A 22,334-nucleotide genomic window follows, 5' to 3' on the forward strand; every position below is an offset into this window, starting at 1 on the left:
TCGCTCCCACAGGGTTCAGCGGCGAACCGAAGATTTGTGTTCACCACCGATCAACTGTGGGAGCGAGCTTGCTCGCGATAGCGGTTTACCCGGCGATGAAGATCCTGGATCAGCTCTCCGACCGCTGCCCCACCAGGCTGTCCACCGAAGGCACCCGCGTATCGCTTTCCATCTGCGTGTCATGTTCGAGCTGATGGCTGAACCGGTCCAGTGAGCCCTTGGCCGGTTGCGCATCGCTGGCAAACACCGGCGGGCTGAGGATGTAGGCACCGAGCAGGCGGCTCAGGGCGGCGAGGCTGTCGATGTGGGTGCGTTCGTAACCGTGGGTGGCGTCGCAGCCGAAGGCCAGCAGGGCCGTGCGAATGTCGTGGCCGGCGGTGACCGCCGAATGCGCGTCGCTGAAGTAGTAGCGGAACAGGTCGCGGCGTGCCGGCAGGTCGTTGTCGCTGGCCAGGCGCAGGAGGTGACGCGATAGGTGATAGTCATACGGCCCGCCGGAGTCCTGCATCGCGATGCTTACCGCATGCTCGCTGGAGTGCTGGCCTGGCGCGACCGGAGCGATGTCGATGCCGACGAATTCACTGACGTCCCAGGGCAGCGCCGCCGCGGCGCCGCTGCCGGTTTCCTCGGTGATGGTGAACAGCGGATGGCAGTCGATCATCAGTTCTTCGCCACTGTCGACGATGGCTTTGAGGGCCGCCAGCAGCGCGGCCACTCCGGCCTTGTCATCGAGGTGGCGGGCGCTGATATGGCCGCTTTCGGTGAACTCCGGCAACGGGTCGAAGGCGACGAAATCACCGATGCTGATGCCCAGCGACTCGCAGTCGGCGCGGGTGGCGCAGTAGGCGTCCAGGCGCAATTCGATGTGATCCCAACTGATCGGCATTTCATCCACGGCGGTATTGAACGCGTGCCCGGACGCCATCAACGGCAAGACGCTGCCTCGGATCACGCCGTTGTCGGTAAACAGGCTGACGCGGCTGCCTTCGGCAAAGCGGCTGGACCAGCAACCGACCGGCGCGAGGGTCAGGCGGCCGTTGTCCTTCACCGCACGCACTGCCGCGCCGATGGTGTCCAGGTGGGCGGAAACGGCGCGGTCGGGGCTGTTCTTCTTGCCCTTGAGCGTGGCGCGGATGGTGCCGCGACGGGTCAGCTCGAAGGGAATGCCGAGTTCTTCAAGGCGTTCGGCGACGTAGCGCACGATGGTGTCGGTGAACCCGGTGGGGCTGGGAATGGCGAGCATTTCCAGCAGGACTTTTTGCAGGTAGCCGAGGTCCGGTTCGGGGATTTTTCTGGTCATGGAAACTCCTCATGAGTTGAGGTGCCTGGACTGGCCCCTTCGCGAGCAGGCTCGCTCCCACAGGGGAATGCGATCACATGTGGGAGCGAGCCTGCTCGCGAAGGGGGCAGTCCAGACAACGCATAGCTAAGAAACCGCCGGCTGGCTGTGCGGAAACAACAAATCCACAAATCGCTCCGCCGTGGGCTGTGGTTCGTGGTTGGCCAGCCCGGCCCGTTCGTTGGCTTCGATAAACACGTAGTCCGGCTGGTCAGCGGCGGACACCATCAGGTCGAGGCCGACCACGGGAATGTCCAGCGCCCGGGCGGCCCGTACAGCCGCATCCAGCAGCGTCGGATGCAGGATCGCCGTGACGTCCTCGAGAATGCCGCCGGTATGAAGATTCGCCGTACGCCGTACGAACAGATGCTCGCCGGCCGGCAGAATGCTGCCGTAGTCGTATCCGGCCGCCTGCAAGGTGCGAAGGGTTTCCGCGTCCTGCGGGATCTTGCTTTCGCCACCCGTGGCCGCTTGTCGGCGCCGGCTCTGGGCTTCGATCAACTGGCCGATGGAGTGCTGGCCATCGCCGATCACTTCGGCCGGCCGGCGAATCGCGGCCGCGACCACTTCAAAACCGATCACCAGGATTCGCAGGTCGAGGCCTTGGTGGAAGCTTTCCAGCAGCACGCGACTATCAAACTGGCGGGCCGCCTCGATGGCGTGCTGCACCTCTTCGATGGTCTGCAAGTCGACCGCCACGCCTTGGCCCTGTTCGCCGTCCAGCGGTTTGACCACCACGCGCCGGTGCTCATCAAGGAACGCCAGATTGTCATCGGCATTGCCCGCCAGTTGCTGCACGGGCAGGTTCAGCCCGGCAGCCTTGAGCACCTTGTGGGTCAGGCTCTTGTCCTGGCACAGGGTCATGCTGATGGCGCTGGTCAGGTCACTCAGGGATTCGCGGCAGCGTACCCGGCGCCCGCCATGGCTGAGGGTGAACATTCCGGCATCGGCGTCATCGACTTGCACATCGATGCCGCGACGGTGTGCTTCTTCGACGATGATCCGGGCGTACGGATTAAAGGCAGCTTCGGGGCCCGGCCCGAGAAACAGCGACTGATTGATGCCGTTCTTGCGCTTGATGGCGAAGGTCGACAGGTTGCGAAAACCGAGCTTGGCGTACAGGTTTTTCGCCTGGCGGTTGTCGTGCAGCACGGACAGGTCGAGGTAAGCGAGACCGCGACTCATGAAGTGTTCGATCAGATGCCGCACCAGCACCTCGCCGACACCCGGCCGCGCACAATGCGGGTCGACCGCCAGGCACCAGAGACTGCTGCCGTGTTCCGGATCGTTGAAGGCCTTTGCATGATTGAGGCCCATGACGCTGCCAATGACCGCGCCGCTGTCATCGTCTTCCGCCAGCCAGTACACCGGGCCGCCCAGGTGACGCGCAGTGAGCAGGGTGGCATCGATCGGCAGCATGCCGCGCGCCTGGTACAGCTGGTTGATGGCCTGCCAGTCGGCGTCGCTCTGTGCGCGTCGAATGCGAAATCCACGAAACACCCGGGTCGCCTGGCGGTAGTCGCTGAACCACAGGCGCAAGGTATCGGACGGGTCGAGGAACAGCTGCGCCGGCTCCAGCCCCAACACCTGCTGGGGCGCGGCGACGTACAGCGCGATGTCCCGTTCGCCGGGCTGCTCGTTGAGCAACTCCGCGGCCAGGCTCGCCGCATCGGCAAAGGTGTGGCCGATCAACAAGCGCCCCCAGCCGCAATGCACGGCAATCGGTGCGGCGCCGAGTTCACTGCCATCCTCGGCCAGACGTGCCTGTAAACGTTCGTAGGAAGGCGACTGGCCGCGCAACAGGCGTTGGCTGATAGCCGTGGCGTGAGGTTTCATCGGTCAGATTCCTTGTTCGCTGAGCCACAGGTTGAGGGCCGCCAGTTGCCACAGCTTGGAGCCGCGCAACGGCGTCAATTGTCCCTGGGGATCGGTCAGCAGACGGTCGAGCATTGCCGGGTTGAACAGGCCGCGATCCTGGCTCGGATCGAGCAGCAACTCACGCACCCACTCCAGCGTATCGCCCTGCAAATGCTTGAGGCCCGGCACCGGGAAGTAACCTTTCTTGCGGTCGATCACTTCACTGGGAATCACTTGGCGCGCGGCTTCTTTCAAGACTTGCTTGCCGCCGTCCGGCAGTTTGAAACGCCCCGGAATCCGGGCCGACAGCTCCACCAGGCGGTAGTCGAGAAACGGCGTGCGCGCTTCCAGGCCCCAGGCCATGGTCATGTTGTCGACGCGTTTGACCGGGTCGTCCACCAGCATCACCGTACTGTCCAGACGCAAGGCCTTGTCCACCGCCGCATCGGCACCGGGCTGGGCGAAATGGGCTTTGACGAAGTCACCGGCGGCGTCATTGGCAGTCAGCCATTTTGGCTGCACGGTCGCCGCGTAGTCGTCGTAACTGCGGTCGAAAAATGCGTCGCGGTACGCGGCATAGGGATCGTTCGCACCGTCCACTTGCGGATACCAGTGGTAACCGGCGAACAGTTCGTCGGCACCCTGGCCGCTCTGGACGACCTTGCAGTGTTTTGCCACTTCGCGGGACAACAGGTAGAACGCGATGCAGTCGTGGCTGACCATCGGTTCGCTCATGGCGTGGAATGCGGCGGGCAGTTGTTCGATGATCTCTTTTTCATCGATGCGCAATTGGTGATGCTGCGTGCCGTAGTGTCGGGCGATCAGGTCGGAGTACTGGAACTCGTCACCGCGCTCGCCACCCGCATCCTGGAAGCCGATGGAGAAGGTCGACAGATTGTCCACGCCGACTTCCCGCAACAGGCCCACCAGCAGACTCGAGTCGACACCGCCGGACAGCAGCACGCCAACATCGACCGCCGCACGCTGACGAATCGCGACGGCTTCGCGGGTACTGTCGAGCACCCGGTCGCGCCAGTCTTCGAGGGTCAGGTTTTTCTCGTCGTCGTGGGGGCCATAGGCCAGGGTCCACCAGGTTTTCTGCTCGGTGCGACCATCGGCTTCGATGCGCATCCAGGTCGCTGGCGGCAGTTTTTCGATGCCCGCCAGCAACGTGCGCGGTGCGGGGACCACGGCGTGGAAATTCAGGTAGTGATTGAGCGCCACCGGATCGAGGAGCGGATTGATGTCGCCGCCCTTGAGCAATGCCGGCAGTGCTGAGGCAAAGCGCAAGCGCTGGCCGGTGCGCGACAGGTACAAGGGTTTTACGCCAAGACGGTCGCGGGCGATGAACAGGCGTTGGGCATCGCGCTCCCAAACGGCAAAGGCAAACATACCGTTGAGTTTCGGCAGCAAGGCTTCGCCCCAGGCGTGATAGCCCTTGAGCAAGACTTCAGTGTCGCCACCGGAATAGAAGGCGTAACCCAGGCTTTCAAGCTCGGCGCGCAGTTCCGGAAAGTTGTAGATAGCGCCGTTGAAGGCCAGGGACAGGCCCAATTGCGGGTCGATCATCGGCTGCGCCGAGCCGTCCGACAGGTCCATGATTTTCAGGCGCCGATGGCCCAGGGCAACCGGCCCCTGGCTATGAAATCCCCAGGCGTCAGGGCCGCGAGGGGCCAGGTGATGGGTGATTCGTTCAACGGCTGCAAGGTCTGCAGGTTGATGATCAAAACGTAACTCGCCAGCTAATCCGCACATAAATTCCTTACCGGTTTTTCCGTTGGGGAGGGTCAATCGATACCGCGCCAAAATGGCGGGTACTCAGAAACTGACCCGCCTCGGCAAGGGGAGTTTTATATCGATGAGTTATAAGAGGGCGAAACCCGGGCCGAGAGCCGCTGTGCGGGCGCTCTCGACGGCGGTATCGACTATTTGCCCCGGATCAGGCGCCGTAACGCGAACCGGTTGGGATGACAGGCTTCGGCCACGCTTCTGGGCAAGGGCAGGGGTTCGTTGTCCAGCCAGGCGGCCAGCAGTTCTCCGGACAGCGGCGCGGTGATCAGGCCGCGCGAGCCGTGGCCGCTGTTGATGTACAAACCGTCGAGCCACGGGCATTCGACGTCCGGCACCTGCCGGGCGTCCTTGCCCAGCGCGGCATAGGCCTGAGCGAAGGCCTGGGTGTCGGCCAACGGGCCGACGATTGGCAGGTAGTCGGGGCTGGTACAGCGAAACGCTGCACGCCCCTGGAGGCTCTCGGGGTCGAGGCGGTCGATCTCCAGGCGCTCGACCAGATCGTGGGAAATCTCGTCAAGCATGGCCAGGTTGCCCAAGTGTTCAGCCGTGGTCGGCGTCAGGTCATCGCTGTTGAAATCGAAACTGGCCCCCAAGGTGTGTTCGCCCAAGCGTGCGGGAGCGACATAACCTTCGGCGCACACCACAGTGCTCAGGGCCTGGCTTTGCGGCGTTTGCGCCAGACGGGTGATTTGCCCGCGAATGCGTTTGAGCGGCAACCCCGCACTCTCGGGGAAACGCTGGATTTCGGCTGCACCGGCGAGGACCACCACGGGGGCGCAGGCAAGCAATTGCTCGCCGTTCCAGGCTTGCCATTGATCCTCGACCTTGCGCAGTTCCAGCGCATCACAATGCGTGAGCAGTTGAACCCGCGGATGCCCGGCCTGCCACTGGCACAGCGCCGGTGGGTGGACCCAGCCGCCTTGCGGATAGAACAGGCCCCCGTGTGCCAGCCCGATCCCGGCCACAGCCTGCGCCCCGGATTGATCCAGCAGGTGCAACAGGTCCGGTGCAAACGCCACCGCCAATTGCGCCTGGCGTTCGGCTTCCCTGGCATTGAAGGCCAGTTGCAACACGCCGCAATCGTCCCAGTCGCGGCCCCGTTGCAAGTGTTCGAGCAGTCGTCGGGTGTAGCCGAATCCGCTGACGATCATTTGCGACAGCACCGTGCCATGCGCCGATAACTTCAGGTAGAGCACGCCCTGCGGATTGCCCGAAGCTTCGCGGGCGATGTCGTCGTGACGCTCCAGCAACGTCACTTGCCAGCCCCGTGCAGCCAGGCTGGCGGCGCTGGCACAACCGGCCAGCCCGGCGCCGATCACCAGTGCCCGGCGTTCGCCGCTCGGCGGTGCAGGTCGGGCAAACCAGGGTTTGTCGGGCGCCGGGGCGGGTACGTCGTCGGGCCAGCCGAGGAACTCGCCGCGCAGGATTTCCCATTTGTGGCCGATGCCCGGGGTGCGTTTCATCTTGAAACCGGCGGCGTTGAGCAGGCGCCGCACCCAACCGGTGCTGGTGAAGGTGCTGATGGATGCACCGGGAGCGGCCAGGCGCGCCAGTTCGGCAAACAGTTCGGCGGTCCACATGTCCGGGTTTTTCGCCGGAGCGAAACCGTCGAGGAACCAGGCATCGATCCTGGCGTTGAGTTGGGGCAGTTGCTCCAATGCATCGCCGATCAGCAGGGTCAGGGTGATGCGGCCGTGGTCCAGCGTCAGGCGCTGAAAGCCCTGATGGATGGCTACGTATTGCTCAAGCAGTTGATCGACAAATACCTTGAGTTCCGGCCACAGCGCCAGGGCACGTTGCAAGTCGGCCGGGCTCAACGGGTACTTTTCGACGCTGACAAAATGCAGTCGCGCACCGGCCACGGCGTGTTGCTCGAACACCTGCCAGGCGCACAGGAAATTCAGCCCGGTGCCGAACCCCGTTTCACCGATGACCAGCCGCCCACCGTCGGGCAAGGCCGCAAAGCGTTCCGCCAAACGGTTCTGTTCGATGAACACGTAGCGGGTTTCGTCCAGCCCCGATTTGTCGGAGAAATACACATCATCGAACATTCGCGAATACGGGCGACCTTGGTCGTCCCAGTCGAGCTGGGCGTGGGGCAATACAGGTTTCATGGCAGGCTCGGCAACGGCAAGGTCGCCATTCTAGCCGATCGATGGTGCGTTGCTTGATCCGTGGCAAGGCATGCATTGGCTGAGTAGGAGAAAATCTTCGACGTGCCCGAACCTTTTGCGGCGAGAGGGCTGTTGTGGCGAGGGGGCTTGCCCCCGTTGGGTCGCGAAGCGGCCCTGAAATCAGCCAACCGGGTCTGTCAGGTAAATCCGGTTGGCTGGTTTTACGACTGCTTCGCAGCCGAACGGGGGCAAGCCCCCTCGCCACAGGAATCCGGAACCATCAGGAAAAACTCTGCTGGCTTTCAGTTCAATCCGCTAGTCTTGCTCACATCTGGAAGGGAGCCATCCATGTTCGAATCCGCCGAAATCGATCACGTCATCGACAAAGAAACCTACGACGCCGAAGAACCGGCCCTGCGCGAGGCGTTGCTCGAAGCGCAGTTCGAATTGCAGCAGCAACGCCGCTTTCCGGTGATCATTTTGATCAATGGCATCGAAGGTGCCGGCAAGGGCGAGACGATCAAGTTACTTAACGAGTGGATGGACCCGCGCCTGATCGAGGTCCGTACCTTCGATCAGCAAACCGACGAAGAACTGGCGCGGCCACCGGCCTGGCGCTACTGGCGGATGCTCCCGGCCAAGGGACGCATGGGGATTTTCTTCGGCAACTGGTACAGCCAGATGCTGCAGGGGCGGGTCCATGGCGAGTTCAAGGATCCGCGGCTGGACCAGGCGATCAATGGCGCCGAGCGCCTGGAAAAGATGCTCTGCGATGAAGGTGCGCTGATCTTCAAGTTCTGGTTTCACCTTTCCAAGAAGCAGATGAAGGCACGCCTCAAGGCATTGGCCGACGACCCGCTGCACAGCTGGCGCATCAGCCCGCTGGACTGGCAGCAATCGGAAACCTATGACAGGTTCGTGAAGTATGGCGAGCGGGTGCTGCGCCGTACCAGCCGCGACTATGCACCCTGGCATGTGATCGCCGGGGCGGATGCCCATTATCGCAGTCTGGCCGTGGGGCGGATTCTGCTGGCGGGCCTGCAGGGCGCATTGCAACGGCCAACGATCCATCCGGAAAAGGTCAGTGCCGCGCCAGTGTTCCCCAGTGTCGATCAAGTGAACCTGCTCGACAGCCTGGACCTGAGCCTGCATCTGGACAAGGAGGATTACGAAGAACAACTGATCACCGAGCAGGCGCGGTTTTCCGGGTTGATGCGTGACAAGCGCATGCGTCGCCATGCGCTGGTGACGGTGTTCGAGGGCAACGACGCGGCAGGCAAGGGCGGGGCGATTCGCCGGGTGGCGGCGGCGCTTGATCCGCGCCAATACAGCATCGTGCCGATTGCCGCCCCCACTGAAGAGGAGCGGGCGCAACCCTATCTTTGGCGCTTCTGGCGGCACCTCCCGGCCCGGGGCAAGTTCACCGTGTTCGACCGCTCCTGGTATGGCCGGGTGTTGGTGGAGCGCATCGAAGGGTTTTGCAGCCCGGCAGACTGGCTGCGTGCCTACGGTGAAATCAACGACTTCGAGGAACAACTCACCGACGCCGGTGTGATCGTGGTCAAGTTCTGGCTGTCCATCGACAAACAGACGCAACTGGAGCGCTTCGAGGAACGCGAAAAGATTTCCTTCAAGCGCTTCAAGATCACTGAAGATGACTGGCGCAACCGTGAAAAATGGGATGACTATCGCGCGGCGGTCGGCGACATGGTTGACCGTACCAGCACCGAGATTGCGCCATGGACCCTGGTGGAAGCCAACGACAAGCGCTGGGCGCGAGTCAAAGTCTTGCGCACCATCAATCGGGCAATGGAGGAGGCTTTCGAAAAAGCCGACCGGCATGAGCGCAAGAAGCAGAAGGACAAGGATTGAGGCGATGGTTACGCATACGCGAGGTGAATGATTGTCGCGGTCGGTGAAGGGCTGGACTTATGCTCGGTCCACTCTCAACCGACAACAACAATGAGGTATGCCATGCGTGAAGTGGTGATCGTCGACAGCGTGCGGACCGGCCTGGCCAAATCCTTTCGCGGCAAATTCAACATGACCCGCCCGGACGACATGGCGGCACACTGTGTCGACGCCCTGTTGGCGCGCACCGGTATCGATCCGGCAAGCGTCGAGGACTGCATCGTTGGCGCCGGCTCCAATGAAGGCGCCCAGGGTTTCAATATCGGGCGCAATGTCGCGGTGCTGTCGCGCCTGGGCATCGGCACGGCCGGCATGACCCTCAACCGCTTCTGTTCCTCGGGCTTGCAGGCGATCGCCATCGCCGCCAACCAGATCGCTTCGGGTTGCAGCGACATCATCGTCGCCGGTGGCGTCGAGTCCATCAGCCTGACCATGAAAAGCGTCAACACCGACAACCTGATCAACCCGCTGCTCAAGGAGCAGGTGCCGGGCATCTACTTCCCGATGGGCCAGACGGCTGAAATCGTCGCGCGTCGGTACAACGTCAGCCGCGAAGAGCAGGACCTGTACGCGCTGCAAAGCCAGCAGCGCACCGCCGAGGCTCAGGCCGCCGGGCTGTTCACTGATGAAATCGTGCCGATGGCGGTGAAGTACCGCGTCGAAGACAAGGCGACCGGCCAGGCGCAGATCCTCGACGGCATCGTCGACCGCGACGACTGCAACCGCCCCGACACCACCCTGGAAAGCCTGGCTGGCTTGAAACCGGTGTTCGCCGAAGATGGCTCGGTCACGGCCGGCAACTCTTCACAACTGTCGGACGGCGCGTCCATGACCCTGGTGATGAGCCTGGAAAAGGCACTGGAACTGGGGCTCAAGCCGAAAGCGTTCTTCCGCGGTTTTACCGTGGCCGGTTGCGCGCCGGACGAGATGGGCATCGGCCCGGTGTTTTCGGTGCCGAAACTGCTCAAGGCCAAAGGCTTGCACGTTGCGGATATCGATCTGTGGGAACTCAACGAGGCGTTCGCTTCGCAGTGCCTCCATAGCCGTAATCGCCTGGAAATCGACAACGCCCGGTACAACGTCAACGGCGGCTCGATCTCCATCGGCCACCCGTTCGGCATGACCGGTTCGCGTCAGGTCGGGCACCTTGTGCGTGAACTGCAGCGGCGCAATCTGCGTTACGGCATCGTCACCATGTGCGTGGGGGGCGGGATGGGGGCGACCGGGCTGTTTGAAGCGGTGCGCTAGGCCTCGATATTTCTCGTTGTCAGTTAGATAGCCATCGCGAGCAAGCTCGCTCCCACAGGTTTTGTGGTGACCAAAGAACCTGTGGGAGCGAGCTTGCTCGCGATGGGCGCGCCGCGGTCAAAAAACATCCCCCGAAGATTACGACCTGCACAGTTTCATTCGCGGCCAGACCGTAACTGTCCCTGTGTGCGTCACAGCCGTGGGCCTAGAATGACGGCTCCTGTCAGTTGGCTTCGGGGTTCACATGCACATTTCATCGGGTCGCTGGGTTTACGGTCTGTTCCTGGCCTTGCTGACCGCGTTGTTGTGGGGAATCCTGCCGATCAAACTCAAGCAAGTGTTGCTGGTGATGGACCCGGTGACGGTGACCTGGTTTCGCCTGCTGGTGTCTGGCGGTTGCCTGTTCATTTACCTGGCGGCCACCAGGCGCCTGCCCAGCCGCAAAGTGCTCGGTCCTCGCGGTGGCTGGCTGGTGCTGATGGCCGTGCTTGGCCTGGTGGGCAACTATGTCTTGTATTTGATGGGCCTGAACCTGCTCAGCCCCGGCACCGCGCAACTGGTAGTGCAGATGGGGCCGATCATGCTGCTGATCGCCAGTCTGTTTGTGTTCAAGGAGCGCTTCAGCCTGGGGCAGGGGATTGGCCTGCTGGTGCTGCTGATCGGCTTTGCGCTGTTCTTCAACCAGCGCTTGAGTGAATTGCTCACGTCGTTGACCGACTACACCGCCGGCGTTCTGCTGGTACTGTTGGCGTCCACGGTCTGGACCTTCTATGCCCTGGGGCAGAAGCAATTGCTGACGGTGTGGAATTCGCTGCAGGTGATGATGGTGATCTACCTGTTTTGCGCGGCGCTGCTGACGCCCTGGGTGCATCCGCTTGAAGCGCTGCAATTGAACCCCTTGCAGGGGTGGTTGCTGCTGGCGTGCTGTCTCAACACCCTGATTGCCTATGGCGCTTTTGCCGAGGCCCTGGCCCACTGGGAAGCTTCCCGGGTCAGCGCGACGCTGGCCATCACGCCGTTGGTGACATTTGCGGCGGTTGCCATGGCGGCATGGCTGTGGCCCGAGTATGTGCATGCCGAGACGATCAATGGGTTGGGTTATGGCGGTGCGGTGCTGGTGGTGCTGGGGTCGGCGCTGGTGGCGTTGGGGCCGTCATTGATTGCAGGGTTGAAAGCGCGGAAAGTGCGGATGGCAGCCAGTTAGACTGCGTCATCGTTCATCGCGGGCAAGCCACGCTCCCACAGGTTTTGCGTCGTCCACAATGTTCATGGACGACTCGAAATCTGTGGGAGCGGGCTTGCCCGCGAAGACGGACTATCAGGCGCTACAGATTCAGCCCTTGGCCCCGGCCTCCAGCATATTCTCCGGCCTTACCCAGGCATCGAACTCTTCATCAGTCAGATACCCCAACTGCAACGCCGCCTCACGCAAGGTCAGCCCTTCGCTGTAGGCCTTCTTGGCGATCTCCGCCGATTTGTCATAGCCAATGTGCGGGTTGAGCGCCGTCACCAGCATCAGGCCACGATCCAGGTGTTCAGCCATTTTTTCCGCATCCGGCTCCAGGCCGGCCACGCAATGTTGCTGGAAGTTGCTGCAGCCATCACCGAGCAATCGGATCGATTGCAGCAGGTTATGGATGATCACCGGTTTGAACACGTTCAACTGCAAGTGGCCCTGACTGGCCGCAAAGCCGATAGCGACGTCGTTGCCCAGCACCTGGCAGGCCAGCATCGATAGCGCTTCGCACTGGGTCGGGTTGACCTTGCCCGGCATGATCGAACTGCCCGGTTCATTGGCCGGCAGCCTGACTTCGGCGAAGCCGGCGCGCGGACCGGAGCCCAGCAGGCGCAGGTCGTTGGCGATTTTCATCAGGGTCACGGCGAGGGTTTTCAGCGCGCCGGACAGCGTGGTCAGGGGCTCATGACCGGCCAGTGCAGCGAACTTGTTCGGCGCGGTGATGAACGGCAAACCGGAGAGGGCGGCCAGTTCGGCGGCGATGGCTTCACCGAAACCGTGGGGCGAATTCAGCCCGGTGCCGACCGCTGTGCCGCCCTGGGCCAGCTCGCAGACCGCGGGCAGTGCGCTGCGGATCGCCCGCTCGGCGTAATCGAGTTGCGCGATGAAGGCCGAGATTTCCTGGCCGAAGCTGATCGGTGTCGCATCCATCATGTGGGTGCGGCCGGTCTTGACCAGCTTCATATGGCGAGCAGCCAGCTCGGCCAGGCCGCCGGACAATTCGCTGATTGCCGGCAGCAAGTGCTGCTGCACCGCCTGCACGGCCGCGATGTGCATGGCGGTGGGGAAACAGTCGTTGGAACTCTGGGAGCGATTGACGTGATCGTTGGGGTGCACCGGGGACTTGCCGCCACGGGGGTTGCCAGCCAGCTCGTTGGCGCGACCGGCGATGACTTCGTTGACGTTCATGTTGCTCTGGGTGCCACTGCCGGTTTGCCAGACCACCAGCGGAAACTGGTCATCATGGTCGCCGGCGAGCACCTCGTCGGCGGCCTGCTCGATCAGACGGGCGATATCGGCGGGCAGGTCGCCGTTGCGATCATTGACCCGCGCCGCGGCTTTCTTGATCAGCGCCAGGGCATGCAACACCGCCAGCGGCATGCGTTCGTTGCCGATGGCGAAGTTGATCAGCGAGCGTTGCGTCTGAGCACCCCAATAGGCTTCATCCGGGACTTCAACCTGGCCGAGGCTGTCGGTTTCGATACGGCTCATCTTGCTCACTCCTGTAGGTCCGATTGCGCAGTTTAGGCCGTGATCGACGGCCGTGGTTCCATCAGTCTGAATTTGTCCATTCAACCCCTCTAAATCAGGTGCGACAAGGCTTGGGGTTGAGCGACACACTTTTTTAGGCGCAGAATGGACGCCCTTGGGGTCTTACCTCGCCAGCTAGAAAAGGAAACTCGATGACTCGTCTTCGTGCCATCTGTACCGCCGTTGCTTTGGTCTGCGCCAGCGGCCAGGTTCTCGCCGACACCGCCAGCCATAACGCCAGTGCCGAGGCTTTCCTGACCATGGCGCACGCTGACAAACTGGGCACTCCGGTGTACATGCAAGTACAGCAGATGTTTGCCCAGCGTTTCGAACAGTCCAAAGCCCCTGAATCGAAAAAAGCCGTACTGGAAACCTACCAGGCCAAGGCTAACGCCGCTCTGGACCAGGCCATTGGCTGGAACAAGCTGAAGCCGGACATGGTCAAGCTGTACACCAGCAACTTCAGCGAATCCGAGCTCAAGGACCTGGTTGCGTTCTACCAGTCGCCACTGGGCAAGAAAGTCATGGAAAAAATGCCCCAGCTGACCCAGCAATCGGCCCAGATGACCCAGTCCAAGCTGGAAAGCGCTGTGCCGGTGGTCAACAAGCTGCTGGCTGACATGACGGCCGAGCTGGCCCCGAAAGACGCGGCTGCACCCGCCAAGAAAAAGCCTTAAGCGGAGTTCGGTATGACTATGCAACAACGCATCGAATCGACGCTCGCCCTGCTTCAGCCCGAGCATCTGCAAGTGCTGGATGAGAGCCACATGCACAGCCGTGGGCTGCAAACCCATTTCAAGGCCGTGGTGGTCAGCGCGCAGTTCGATGGCCTGAACCGGGTCAAGCGTCACCAGAAGGTCTACGGCACGCTCGGCGAGCTGATGGGCGAGTTCCATGCGTTGGCGCTGCATACCTACACGCCAGAGGAATGGGCACAGATCGACGCGGCTCCGGCCTCGCCGACCTGTGCTGGCGGCAGCAAGCATTAAGATCAAAAGATCGCAGCCTGCGGCAGCTCCTACAGGAAATTGTATTCCCATGTAGGAGCTGCCGCAGGCTGCGATCTTTTTTGTTAGAATGCCCAACGCGCCGCTCACCCGGCGCGTTTTTTTTCGCATCCGGTTCACCCCTTACGAGGGTAGCCACCTGGAGATTTACCCATGACACAACAGATTGTCGTGGCGGCACTGTATAAGTTCGTCACCCTGGAAGATTACGTCGCCCTGCGCGAGCCCCTGCTGCAAGCGATGGTCGACAACGGCATCAAAGGCACCCTGCTGATTGCCGAAGAAGGCATCAACGGCACCGTGTCCGGCAGCCGCGAAGGCATCGACGGGCTGATGGCCTGGCTCAAGAACGACCCACGCATGGACGACATCGACCATAAAGAGTCGTACTGCGATGAGCAGCCGTTCTACCGCACCAAAGTCAAACTCAAGAAAGAAATCGTCACCCTCGGTGTGGAAGGCGTGGACCCGAACAAAAAGGTCGGCACCTACGTCGACCCGCAAGACTGGAACGCGCTGATCAGCGACCCGGAAGTGCTGTTGATCGACACCCGCAACGACTACGAAGTCTCGATTGGCACCTTCGAAGGCGCCATCGACCCGAAAACCACCAGTTTTCGCGAATTTCCCGACTACATCAAAGCCAACTTCGACCCGGCAGTGCACAAGAAGGTCGCGATGTTCTGCACCGGCGGCATCCGCTGCGAGAAAGCGTCGAGCTACATGCTCAGCGAGGGCTTCGGTGAGGTCTACCACCTCAAGGGCGGCATCCTGAAGTACCTCGAAGAGGTGCCGCAGGAAGAAACCAAGTGGCAGGGCGACTGCTTCGTGTTCGACAACCGCGTGACCGTGCGACACGACCTGAGCGAAGGTGACTACGATCAATGTCATGCCTGCCGCACTCCGGTCAGCATCGAAGACCGCGCGTCCGAGCATTACGTGGCCGGCATCAGTTGCCCGCATTGCTGGGATAAGCTGAGTGAGAAGACCCGTCGCAGCGCCATCGACCGGCAGAAGCAGATCGAGCTGGCCAAGGCTCGTAACCAGCCTCACCCGATCGGCTACAACTACAAGCAAGCATCCACCGAGGCCTGAACCATGTCTGCGCGCCTGCTCTATGTGATGGACCCGATGTGTTCCTGGTGCTGGGGGTTTGCCCCGGTGGCCAAGGCACTGGTCGAGCAGGCGCAAGCCGCGGGTGTGGATGTGCATCTGATCGTGGGTGGCTTGCGAACCGGTAGCGGTGCGGCGCTGGAGCCGACCACCCGACGCTATATTTTTGAGCATTGGCAGGCGGTCACCGAGGCCACCGGCCAGCCGTTCAAGTTCGATGGCGCGCTGCCCGAAGGTTTTGTCTACGATACCGAGCCTGCCTGCCGGGCCTTGGTGACGGCGCGCAGCCTGGCGCCGGATTGCGCGTTGAAACTGCTCGGGCTGATTCAGCACGCATTTTATGCCGAAGGCCGTGATGTCACCCAGGCCCGCGTGTTGGTCGAGTTGGCGGAACAGGCCGGTCTGCCGCGCATCGAGTTCGCCGGTGCTTTCGATCGGGCTGATATGCACGCAGCCACCGCCGCCGATTTCACCTGGGTCCAGGACCTGGGTATCGCCGGTTTTCCTACATTGCTCGCTGAACGCAATGGTCAATTGGCGTTGCTGACCAACGGCTATCAGCCTCTGAGTGTGCTGTCCCCGCTGCTCGGCCGCTGGCTGGAGCGCGCTGCCTGTGCATGATCTGCCCGATGACGTCGCCACCGCTAAACGTGTCGACCGTCTGAGTTGGGCGGAAATCCGTCGCCTGGCCCTGCATCACAAGAAGTCTCTGTGGATCGCCAACGGCGTGGCCGTGCTGGCGACCTTGTGCAGCGTGCCGATTCCCTTGCTCCTGCCGTTGCTGGTGGACGAGGTGTTGCTGGGGCACGGTGACGCCGCGCTGAAGATCATGAACCACGCGCTGCCCGAAGGCTGGCAAAAAGCGGCGGGCTACATCGGCCTGATGCTGCTGGTGACCTTGACCCTGAGGTGTACGGCGTTGCTGTTCAACGTGGTGCAGGCGAAATTGTTCGCCGGGTTGGCCAAGGACATCGTCTACCGCATTCGCATACGTCTGATCGAACGGCTCAAGCGTATCTCGCTGGGTGAATACGAAAGCCTGGGCAGTGGCACGGTGACCACGCATCTGGTCACCGACCTGGACACGCTGGACAAATTCGTCGGTGAAACCCTCAGTCGTTTCCTCGTGGCCATGCTGACCCTGGTCGGTACGGCGGGCATTCTGATGTGGATGCACTGGAAACTGGCATTGCTGATCCTGCTGTTCAACCCGCTGGTGATCTACGCCACGGTGCAACTGGGCAAACGGGTCAAGCACCTGAAAAAACTCGAGAACGACAGCACTTCGCGCTTTACCCAGGCGCTGACCGAAACCCTGGATGCCATCCAGGAAGTTCGCGCCGGCAACCGGCAGGGGTTTTTCCTCGGTCGCTTGGGGCAACGCGCCCGTGACGTGCGCGACTATGCGGTGAATTCGCAATGGAAAACCGATGCGTCGAACCGGGCCAGCGGTTTGTTGTTCCAGTTCGGCATCGATATTTTCCGTGCCGCGGCCATGCTCACGGTTTTGTTCTCCGACTTGTCCATCGGCCAGATGCTCGCGGTGTTCAGCTACCTGTGGTTCATGATCGGTCCGGTCGAACAGCTGCTGAACCTGCAATATGCCTACTACGCTGCCGGCGGTGCGCTGTCGCGGATCAATGAGCTGCTGTCGCGTGATGATGAGCCTGAATACCCGGGCGGCGTCGACCCGTTCATCGGTCGCGAGACCGTCGGGCTGGAAGTACAAGGGTTGAGCTTCGGTTACGGCGATGAACTGGTCCTGAACCAGATGAACCTGTCCATCGCCCCCGGCGAAAAGGTCGCGATCGTCGGCGCCAGTGGTGGGGGCAAGAGCACGCTGGTGCAACTGCTGCTGGGTTTGTACACGCCGTTGTCCGGAACCATTCGATTTGGCGGTTCGACCCAGCAGGAGATCGGCCTGGAAACCGTGCGGGAAAATGTTGCCGTGGTCCTGCAACATCCGGCGCTGTTCAACGACACCATCCGGGCCAACCTGACCATGGGCCGTGAGCGCAGTGACGAGGCTTGCTGGCATGCACTGGAAATCGCCCAGTTGCACGGCACGGTGCGGGATTTGCCCAATGGCCTGGACAGCATCGTCGGACGCTCCGGCGTGCGTTTGTCCGGCGGACAGCGCCAACGCCTGGCCATCGCCCGGATGGTGCTCGCCGAGCCCAAGGTGGTGATCCTCGACGAAGCCACCTCCGCGCTGGATGCCGCCACCGAATACAACCTGCACCAGGCCCTGGCGCGGTTTCTGAGCAACCGCACCACGTTGATCATTGCCCACCGCCTTTCGGCGGTGAAGCAGGCTGATCGAGTGCTGGTATTCGACGGCGGGCAAGTGGCCGAGGACGGCGACCACCAGCAGCTGATTGCCGATGGCGGTCTGTATGCCAAGCTGTATGGGCATTTGCAGCGGTTGTAGGTTTAACTCCACAGCACCTGGAGCGCGTTTTCCCCACCGTCGTAGCCGAACTCTTTCATCACGATCGAGCACGACTCGCAAGGGGGCATCGTTGTGGCGATGTTGACGGACTTGATTGCCTTGGGGTCGGGGTATTTTTCCCGGATCACGCGGATCAACTTGCTTTCGCTGTCCAGTGATGTCGGTTTTTTCGACTGCGCTGGCTTGTAAGTGCCGATGTCCTTGATGGTCGTCGGCACGGCCAGCAACTTGCCCTCAGCGGTCATATCGAGAGAGGTGTAGGGAAAGCGCTGATTCATGTCGATGTTGAAGTAGGTCGATTCACCAACCTGAACTGAATCCGCTCCAAGATGCTGTTTGAACAGCGGCAAGTGATCGGTTGCTTGCTGGGCGCCGGAAACGCTGACGTAGATTTCCCGTTGTCCACTGCTTGTCATGACGTCGGCGTAGGCAATGTTTCTTGGATTGAAGGAGCGTTGACGTCTGGGTATCAACTGGTGCAGCTTCTGCATGGTCTGGTTGATCCTCAGCGCGCTGTTGGCATTACTGGCGTCGATCGTCGGCTCCATGAACAAGGCATCGAAAATATTGGCGGTGCTTTGACGCAAGTCCTCCGGAGCATCCTTGCTCCTGCTCCAGGTCGTGGCGCCTTCAGGCATTCGAGTGACGATCATTCGGGTTGCATGATCGAACATCAGCGCTTCTCCAGGACTGGTGTCGACCTTCAGGAATTTCATGTTGCCCGGTGGGTTAGGGGCCGCTCCGATGGGAATGGCGATTTCGTCCATGGTTTTCATCGCGAGCTCAAGGGCTTCCTCGCCGTGGATGCGCGCGATGTTATTGGCGCTCAATGACCCGGTGTACACCGTTAGCAGTTCCGCACCCAGGGTGTCTTCAGCCATGTCAGCCTTGAACAGGCGTTTCAACGTCAGTGGCTCGCTCAGGTTTTGTCCCTTGGGCACTGTCGCGACGTAACATTTGTCGGTGTTGATTCGGCTGAAAACATAAGTGCTCGATTCATCGATGGATGGCACCAGAATGGCCCCGATCTGGTGCGGGTCCTCGGCGCCCTCGTAAACCCCCTTGACTTCGATACGGCCATAAATGCCTTTGCGGAACATCAGGTTGGCCGGCATCTCGCGGCGGGGCACCAGCCACTTCCTGGCAAAGCCAAGTTCGGTGATGTCACCAGGGTAAAGGGTCGGTTTGTTGTCGATGACCTGATAAAGATTTCCCTCATGGGTGACAAACTGACCGTTATGACCTGGCCGGATAACCGCTTCGGACACCCTGTCGCCAAACCAGGGGGCGTAACCTTTGGTTTCGTCGAATGAGCCGACTTCCGGCGTCGGGGCGGGCGTTCCTGTCACAAAACTGCTGCGGCATTCGCTGCCGTTGTCTGGCGCGCGGCGTGGCCGACAGGGGACTGACGTCAATGCGCCGCTGTCATCGATCATTTCGACGCGGCGCAGGTCTTCGCCATCCAGGCGGTAGGGAGCGTCGTCGATGAAGACTGTCGTGCGCCCATCGATATCGAACTGATAGCGAACGTGAGCCTGATCCGGGAGTTCAAAGAGAATCAGGTCGTCGGTTTTATTCACTCGGTTGTAACTGGAGCGCCCGAGTGACAACTCATGATCCAGGGCAGTGAGCCGCGGGCCGTAGGGGCGAGTAGACAGCGGGTCAATCAAGTAATGGTGGCCGTCGATCTTTCGCAGCGGAACATCTTCGATGCCTTTGACGACACCCAGTTGGTCGGCATTCATCAGCGGTTTCCAGCGTCCCGGTTCGGTTGCCTGGGGCAGGCTGCTGACAAAGTCATAGCTATCGGCCTTGCCGGCGAGTTTTTTCAATTGGAACATCGCCCGCCTCTCGAGATGGACCGCTGCGCGTCCTGCGCCTTTCACTCCCCGTCCGATGAGCCGTAACAAGTCGCTCGCACCGTCCAGAGGGTTGAGGTTTTTCAAGCTCGAAGTCACCAGGATTCTGGACAGATCTGCCATTCGCGGCAAAGTCGCACGAATTCCCATCCTGCCGGCTCGGGCGGCCAAGCGGATGCTCCCGGCAGCGAACTTACCCAAGGGCATCACAAACGACACGATATCGAGCGCCAGGCCGATTACGCCGAGCACGCGATCACCGAACTGGTCCGATTGAAGGTCTTCGAGGCTGCCCCAGAAGGGTACGAAGCCCTTGAGGTTGTTGATCCAGGGTTTTTCGTCGAGGTCGCGTTCGTATTGTGTGGTACCCCGGGCTTCGCGGCGCAGTTCCTGTTCATCAAGAAAAAACAGTTGGGTTGCAATAAAGGACGCGATTTGCTGCGTACGGGGAGACGTCAGTGTGAAATTGGGCGAATAGTCATGATGTGCCGGCGGAGTTGGAGTAGGGGGGAGGGCGTTGCCGAGCGGATCAAGAATCGCGCGACAGGTGGTTCCTGCTCTCGGGGGTGTGCCGGATGTATGGGCATCGCGATCGAATGGCAGGCGATGTGGGCGTATGGCGATATAGAAGTCATAGTCCTCTTCAGCCCAGCGGTTGACGAAAAAAAACTTGTCACGAACGCCTCCGACATGGGCGGTTGTCACATCAGTGCGCGGCCTTATGACACCAGCACGGGGCAGGCACTCATAGAAGAGCACGTCTTTCCCGTAAGCGGCTTGCAGCACAAATCCCATGCGCGCCCTGAGCGGCAGGGTGTGTGCTGCGGTTTCTTCATCGGCTTTGCGCCCGGTTTCATCCCGAAGGCTGAGAATCCTGACTTCGCCATGCTCCAGCGCCTTGCGATCGGCCCACGGCAGTGTGACCAACAGGCTTTTGATCAGGACTTCGTAGGCTTTTTTTGTCTCGTCGAGGTAGCTTTTGAATTGCTTGTCGAACAGTTCATCGATATCAGGCAGTGTGCGGTTGTGTTGCAGCAACAAGATCCGGGAAGCAGGGGTGTCAGGATTTGCCAAACCCGATTCAAACTTGCGATCAGTGGACAATCTGATCCAAAAGCTCGCGGTCTTGCCATCCCTGCTGATGTACCACTTGCTGCCGGGCTTCAAGCCACCTGAGGCATACACCTCGAGCAGCGGCCAGGTTGCCTGCGGCACAACCGGGGTATCCAGGATACCGCGTTCAACGCGTCTGCCTGACCGATAAAGGTCGCGCATAAGGCGGATGCTCAGGGGGTCGATCGAAATATCGTTGGTCAATGCCACCTTCAGCTGCTGTTCCGCCAGCTTCAGTCGTTGTGGGGGGGCGGTATCGAGTTGGACGATCGCATCATTCAATTGCCGTGTGTGGTCTTCCAGCGCTTTCAGGGCTTCCATTTTGCTTTCCCGGGAGTCGCTGGTTTGCGCGCTATGTGCCAACACCCCGGTTGCCTGCGTCCAGGTCAACGCGGCTGGAATTCGCGTTAGCGCGATCAACTGGAGCAGAGCGTCTGTGGCGTTCTCGCTTTTTTTCAAGGGTAGATCGGTCAGTTGCTGGAAGGTCAGTCGTTGCAGCAGGGTCGGGTCCAGTGCATGAGCGAGATGGGCGCCGTGAACGAAGTTGACCCAGACGATAGACGTGGCATAGGGCAAGTCGTGGGGAATATCGCGCACCTGGAATTCAACTGGAAACCCGGCTTGACCGAGCCTTCCCAGCAACGCTCTTTCGGTTGGCGTTATCGCGTAATGTGAGTCCTTCAGGTGTTGCCGGAAGCTTTCGAGGATATCCGCGTAGCTTTTGCCGTGGTTGCCGCGTTGTTGCAATGAGTAGCCGGCAATGCTGTGTGGCGCATCGGTATGCGTCAGGTCGTACCACAGTCGCAACGCTTCCAGCAGCAGTTTTGCGCCAATGTCTGGAACCGTTTCTTCGTCGGGTTCTCCGCCGTACCAGTCGAGTGTTTCGAGCAGGCGCCTGGCCACGTTTTGTGCCTTCGGGGTGTCGAGCAGACGCTCAAGGCAGGCCGTAGGCTGGGTGTTCAGTTGCTGTGGCGTAATCGGCGGCGTGACGTCATTGGCCAGGGTGTCGATGACGGAGCTGGCTTCAGTTGTGACGATTTCGCTGATGACGTTGAGAATCAGGGGGGGATGGTGCGGTTCTATCAGTTCACTGATTTGCAGCCCCTGTTCCAGGTTCAATCGGTGAATGGCGCGTTTTTCCTGCACCTCTTCAATCAGTCGGGTCAGGGACTCTGTGTTGTTTGCGGCTGGCAATGTCAGGCCGTAAAACTTCAGGCACTGCGGCAAGGGCAGCAACCTGTCGGTGCGTATGTACCCCCCTATACTCACCAGCGCCCGTTGAAAGGCTCGAATCGCGCTGGCGGAATTTGTTACGTCATTGATCCTGTGCAGGGCGACGGAGCCATCTTTGCGGGTCGTTGAGAAAACACACTGATCGGCGACGCCGTTCACTTCGGTCAGCAGTCCTTCAATGGGGCGAAGATGCTCAGACAACACCTTGTCACCGGCATCTTCGAAAAGCGCCAGCAGCAGGGCTTGCGCGTGATTGTGCTCAATACCCAGGGGGGAGTCCGCCTGGGGAGGCATGTAATAACCACTGATTTCGGAAGATGCCGTTTGCACGGCTGACAAGGCGGTCAATAACGCCTCGTATTCGGCCTGTTGGCTGGCATGTCGCTGCAACGGGGTGGGCGTTGAAGTTGGAGATTGCATGAGATAGCGGCTCTGGAAATGGATGAGAGCCGGCAGTGTCGGAGTTTCGTTCTTTGCGCATGCGGTACATATGTGTCGCACGATGTACAGTGTCCGGCTTGCCGGAAGCG

General features: G+C 61.0%; 14 protein-coding genes. 8 read left to right on the forward strand and 6 right to left on the reverse strand.

What is annotated here, in order from left to right:
• Nucleotides 1-109: 109 nt before the first annotated feature.
• From PPUTUW4_RS06845 to mnmC, 4 genes are all read right to left on the reverse strand, one after another.
• Nucleotides 110-1,300, reverse strand: coding sequence for an osmoprotectant NAGGN system M42 family peptidase (locus PPUTUW4_RS06845; RefSeq protein WP_015093959.1), 1,191 nt, complete (start codon nt 1,298-1,300; stop codon nt 110-112).
• 126 nt (nt 1,301-1,426) lie between these two features.
• Nucleotides 1,427-3,175: an N-acetylglutaminylglutamine synthetase gene (gene ngg, locus PPUTUW4_RS06850; RefSeq protein ID WP_015093960.1), complete on the reverse strand. Its 1,749-nt coding sequence runs from the start codon at nt 3,173-3,175 to the stop codon at nt 1,427-1,429.
• A 3-nt stretch (nt 3,176-3,178) separates the two neighbouring features.
• Nucleotides 3,179-4,951, reverse strand: coding sequence for an N-acetylglutaminylglutamine amidotransferase (locus tag PPUTUW4_RS06855; RefSeq protein ID WP_015093961.1), 1,773 nt, complete (start codon nt 4,949-4,951; stop codon nt 3,179-3,181).
• Nucleotides 4,952-5,121: 170 nt separating this feature from the next.
• On the reverse strand, nt 5,122-7,101 hold the full coding sequence (mnmC, locus tag PPUTUW4_RS06860) for a bifunctional tRNA (5-methylaminomethyl-2-thiouridine)(34)-methyltransferase MnmD/FAD-dependent 5-carboxymethylaminomethyl-2-thiouridine(34) oxidoreductase MnmC (RefSeq protein WP_015093962.1): 1,980 nt from the start codon (nt 7,099-7,101) through the stop codon (nt 5,122-5,124).
• Between the two features lie 348 nt (nt 7,102-7,449).
• Between mnmC and pap the strand changes: the two genes are divergently transcribed.
• The 3 genes from pap to PPUTUW4_RS06875 all read left to right on the forward strand — a co-directional run bounded on the left by pap (nt 7,450) and on the right by PPUTUW4_RS06875 (nt 11,464).
• Entirely contained in the window at nt 7,450-8,973 is a 1,524-nt protein-coding gene (gene pap, locus PPUTUW4_RS06865) for a polyphosphate:AMP phosphotransferase (RefSeq protein WP_015093963.1), read from the forward strand.
• A gap of 102 nt (nt 8,974-9,075) precedes the next feature.
• Complete coding sequence (locus PPUTUW4_RS06870; protein ID WP_015093964.1) at nt 9,076-10,260, forward strand: thiolase family protein; 1,185 nt, start codon at nt 9,076-9,078, stop codon at nt 10,258-10,260.
• 244 nt (nt 10,261-10,504) lie between these two features.
• Nucleotides 10,505-11,464 (forward strand): DMT family transporter, encoded by a 960-nt coding sequence (locus PPUTUW4_RS06875; RefSeq protein WP_015093965.1) that lies wholly within the window; start codon nt 10,505-10,507, stop codon nt 11,462-11,464.
• 129 nt (nt 11,465-11,593) lie between these two features.
• Here PPUTUW4_RS06875 and PPUTUW4_RS06880 read toward each other — a convergent pair whose 3' ends face one another.
• Complete coding sequence (locus tag PPUTUW4_RS06880) at nt 11,594-12,988, reverse strand: class II fumarate hydratase (protein ID WP_015093966.1); 1,395 nt, start codon at nt 12,986-12,988, stop codon at nt 11,594-11,596.
• 191 nt (nt 12,989-13,179) lie between these two features.
• On the opposite strand from PPUTUW4_RS06880, the gene PPUTUW4_RS06885 reads away from it, so the two are divergent.
• From PPUTUW4_RS06885 to PPUTUW4_RS06905, 5 genes are all read left to right on the forward strand, one after another.
• On the forward strand, nt 13,180-13,704 hold the full coding sequence (locus tag PPUTUW4_RS06885) for a DUF2059 domain-containing protein (protein ID WP_015093967.1): 525 nt from the start codon (nt 13,180-13,182) through the stop codon (nt 13,702-13,704).
• A 12-nt stretch (nt 13,705-13,716) separates the two neighbouring features.
• The gene (locus tag PPUTUW4_RS06890; RefSeq protein ID WP_007973667.1) at nt 13,717-14,016 is read left to right on the forward strand and encodes a BolA family protein; all 300 of its coding nucleotides are present in this window, start codon (nt 13,717-13,719) and stop codon (nt 14,014-14,016) included.
• Between the two features lie 171 nt (nt 14,017-14,187).
• Complete coding sequence (locus PPUTUW4_RS06895) at nt 14,188-15,129, forward strand: rhodanese-related sulfurtransferase (protein ID WP_015093968.1); 942 nt, start codon at nt 14,188-14,190, stop codon at nt 15,127-15,129.
• Nucleotides 15,130-15,165: 36 nt separating this feature from the next.
• Entirely contained in the window at nt 15,166-15,768 is a 603-nt protein-coding gene (locus tag PPUTUW4_RS06900) for a DsbA family protein (protein WP_177325111.1), read from the forward strand.
• Nucleotides 15,761-17,578 carry an ABC transporter ATP-binding protein gene (locus PPUTUW4_RS06905; RefSeq protein ID WP_015093970.1) on the forward strand — a complete coding sequence of 606 codons (1,818 nt, stop codon included), beginning with the start codon at nt 15,761-15,763 and terminating at the stop codon, nt 17,576-17,578. The genes PPUTUW4_RS06900 and PPUTUW4_RS06905 overlap by 8 nt, the downstream gene beginning before the upstream one ends.
• A gap of 2 nt (nt 17,579-17,580) precedes the next feature.
• On the opposite strand, the gene PPUTUW4_RS06910 is transcribed toward PPUTUW4_RS06905, so the two are convergent.
• A complete protein-coding gene (locus PPUTUW4_RS06910; RefSeq protein WP_041474796.1) occupies nt 17,581-22,224 on the reverse strand; it encodes a deaminase domain-containing protein in 4,644 nt (1,547 codons plus the stop codon).
• Nucleotides 22,225-22,334 lie beyond the last annotated feature (110 nt).

Source organism: Pseudomonas sp. UW4, from assembly GCF_000316175.1.
Lineage (GTDB): Bacteria > Pseudomonadota > Gammaproteobacteria > Pseudomonadales > Pseudomonadaceae > Aquipseudomonas > Aquipseudomonas laurylsulfatiphila.

Bases quoted from the DNA above. Each gene is read 5' to 3' on its own strand.
- PPUTUW4_RS06910 (WP_041474796.1), bottom strand. From the start codon at position 22,224: ATGCAATCTCCAACTTCAACGCCCACCCCGTTGCAGCGACATGCCAGC.
- mnmC (WP_015093962.1), bottom strand. From the start codon at position 7,101: ATGAAACCTGTATTGCCCCACGCCCAGCTCGACTGGGACGACCAAGGT.
- PPUTUW4_RS06890 (WP_007973667.1), top strand. From the start codon at position 13,717: ATGACTATGCAACAACGCATCGAATCGACGCTCGCCCTGCTTCAGCCC.
- PPUTUW4_RS06900 (WP_177325111.1), top strand. From the start codon at position 15,166: ATGTGTTCCTGGTGCTGGGGGTTTGCCCCGGTGGCCAAGGCACTGGTC.
- PPUTUW4_RS06855 (WP_015093961.1), bottom strand. From the start codon at position 4,951: ATGTGCGGATTAGCTGGCGAGTTACGTTTTGATCATCAACCTGCAGAC.
- PPUTUW4_RS06875 (WP_015093965.1), top strand. From the start codon at position 10,505: ATGCACATTTCATCGGGTCGCTGGGTTTACGGTCTGTTCCTGGCCTTG.
- PPUTUW4_RS06870 (WP_015093964.1), top strand. From the start codon at position 9,076: ATGCGTGAAGTGGTGATCGTCGACAGCGTGCGGACCGGCCTGGCCAAA.
- PPUTUW4_RS06895 (WP_015093968.1), top strand. From the start codon at position 14,188: ATGACACAACAGATTGTCGTGGCGGCACTGTATAAGTTCGTCACCCTG.
- PPUTUW4_RS06845 (WP_015093959.1), bottom strand. From the start codon at position 1,300: ATGACCAGAAAAATCCCCGAACCGGACCTCGGCTACCTGCAAAAAGTC.
- pap (WP_015093963.1), top strand. From the start codon at position 7,450: ATGTTCGAATCCGCCGAAATCGATCACGTCATCGACAAAGAAACCTAC.
- ngg (WP_015093960.1), bottom strand. From the start codon at position 3,175: ATGAAACCTCACGCCACGGCTATCAGCCAACGCCTGTTGCGCGGCCAG.
- PPUTUW4_RS06880 (WP_015093966.1), bottom strand. From the start codon at position 12,988: ATGAGCCGTATCGAAACCGACAGCCTCGGCCAGGTTGAAGTCCCGGAT.
- PPUTUW4_RS06885 (WP_015093967.1), top strand. From the start codon at position 13,180: ATGACTCGTCTTCGTGCCATCTGTACCGCCGTTGCTTTGGTCTGCGCC.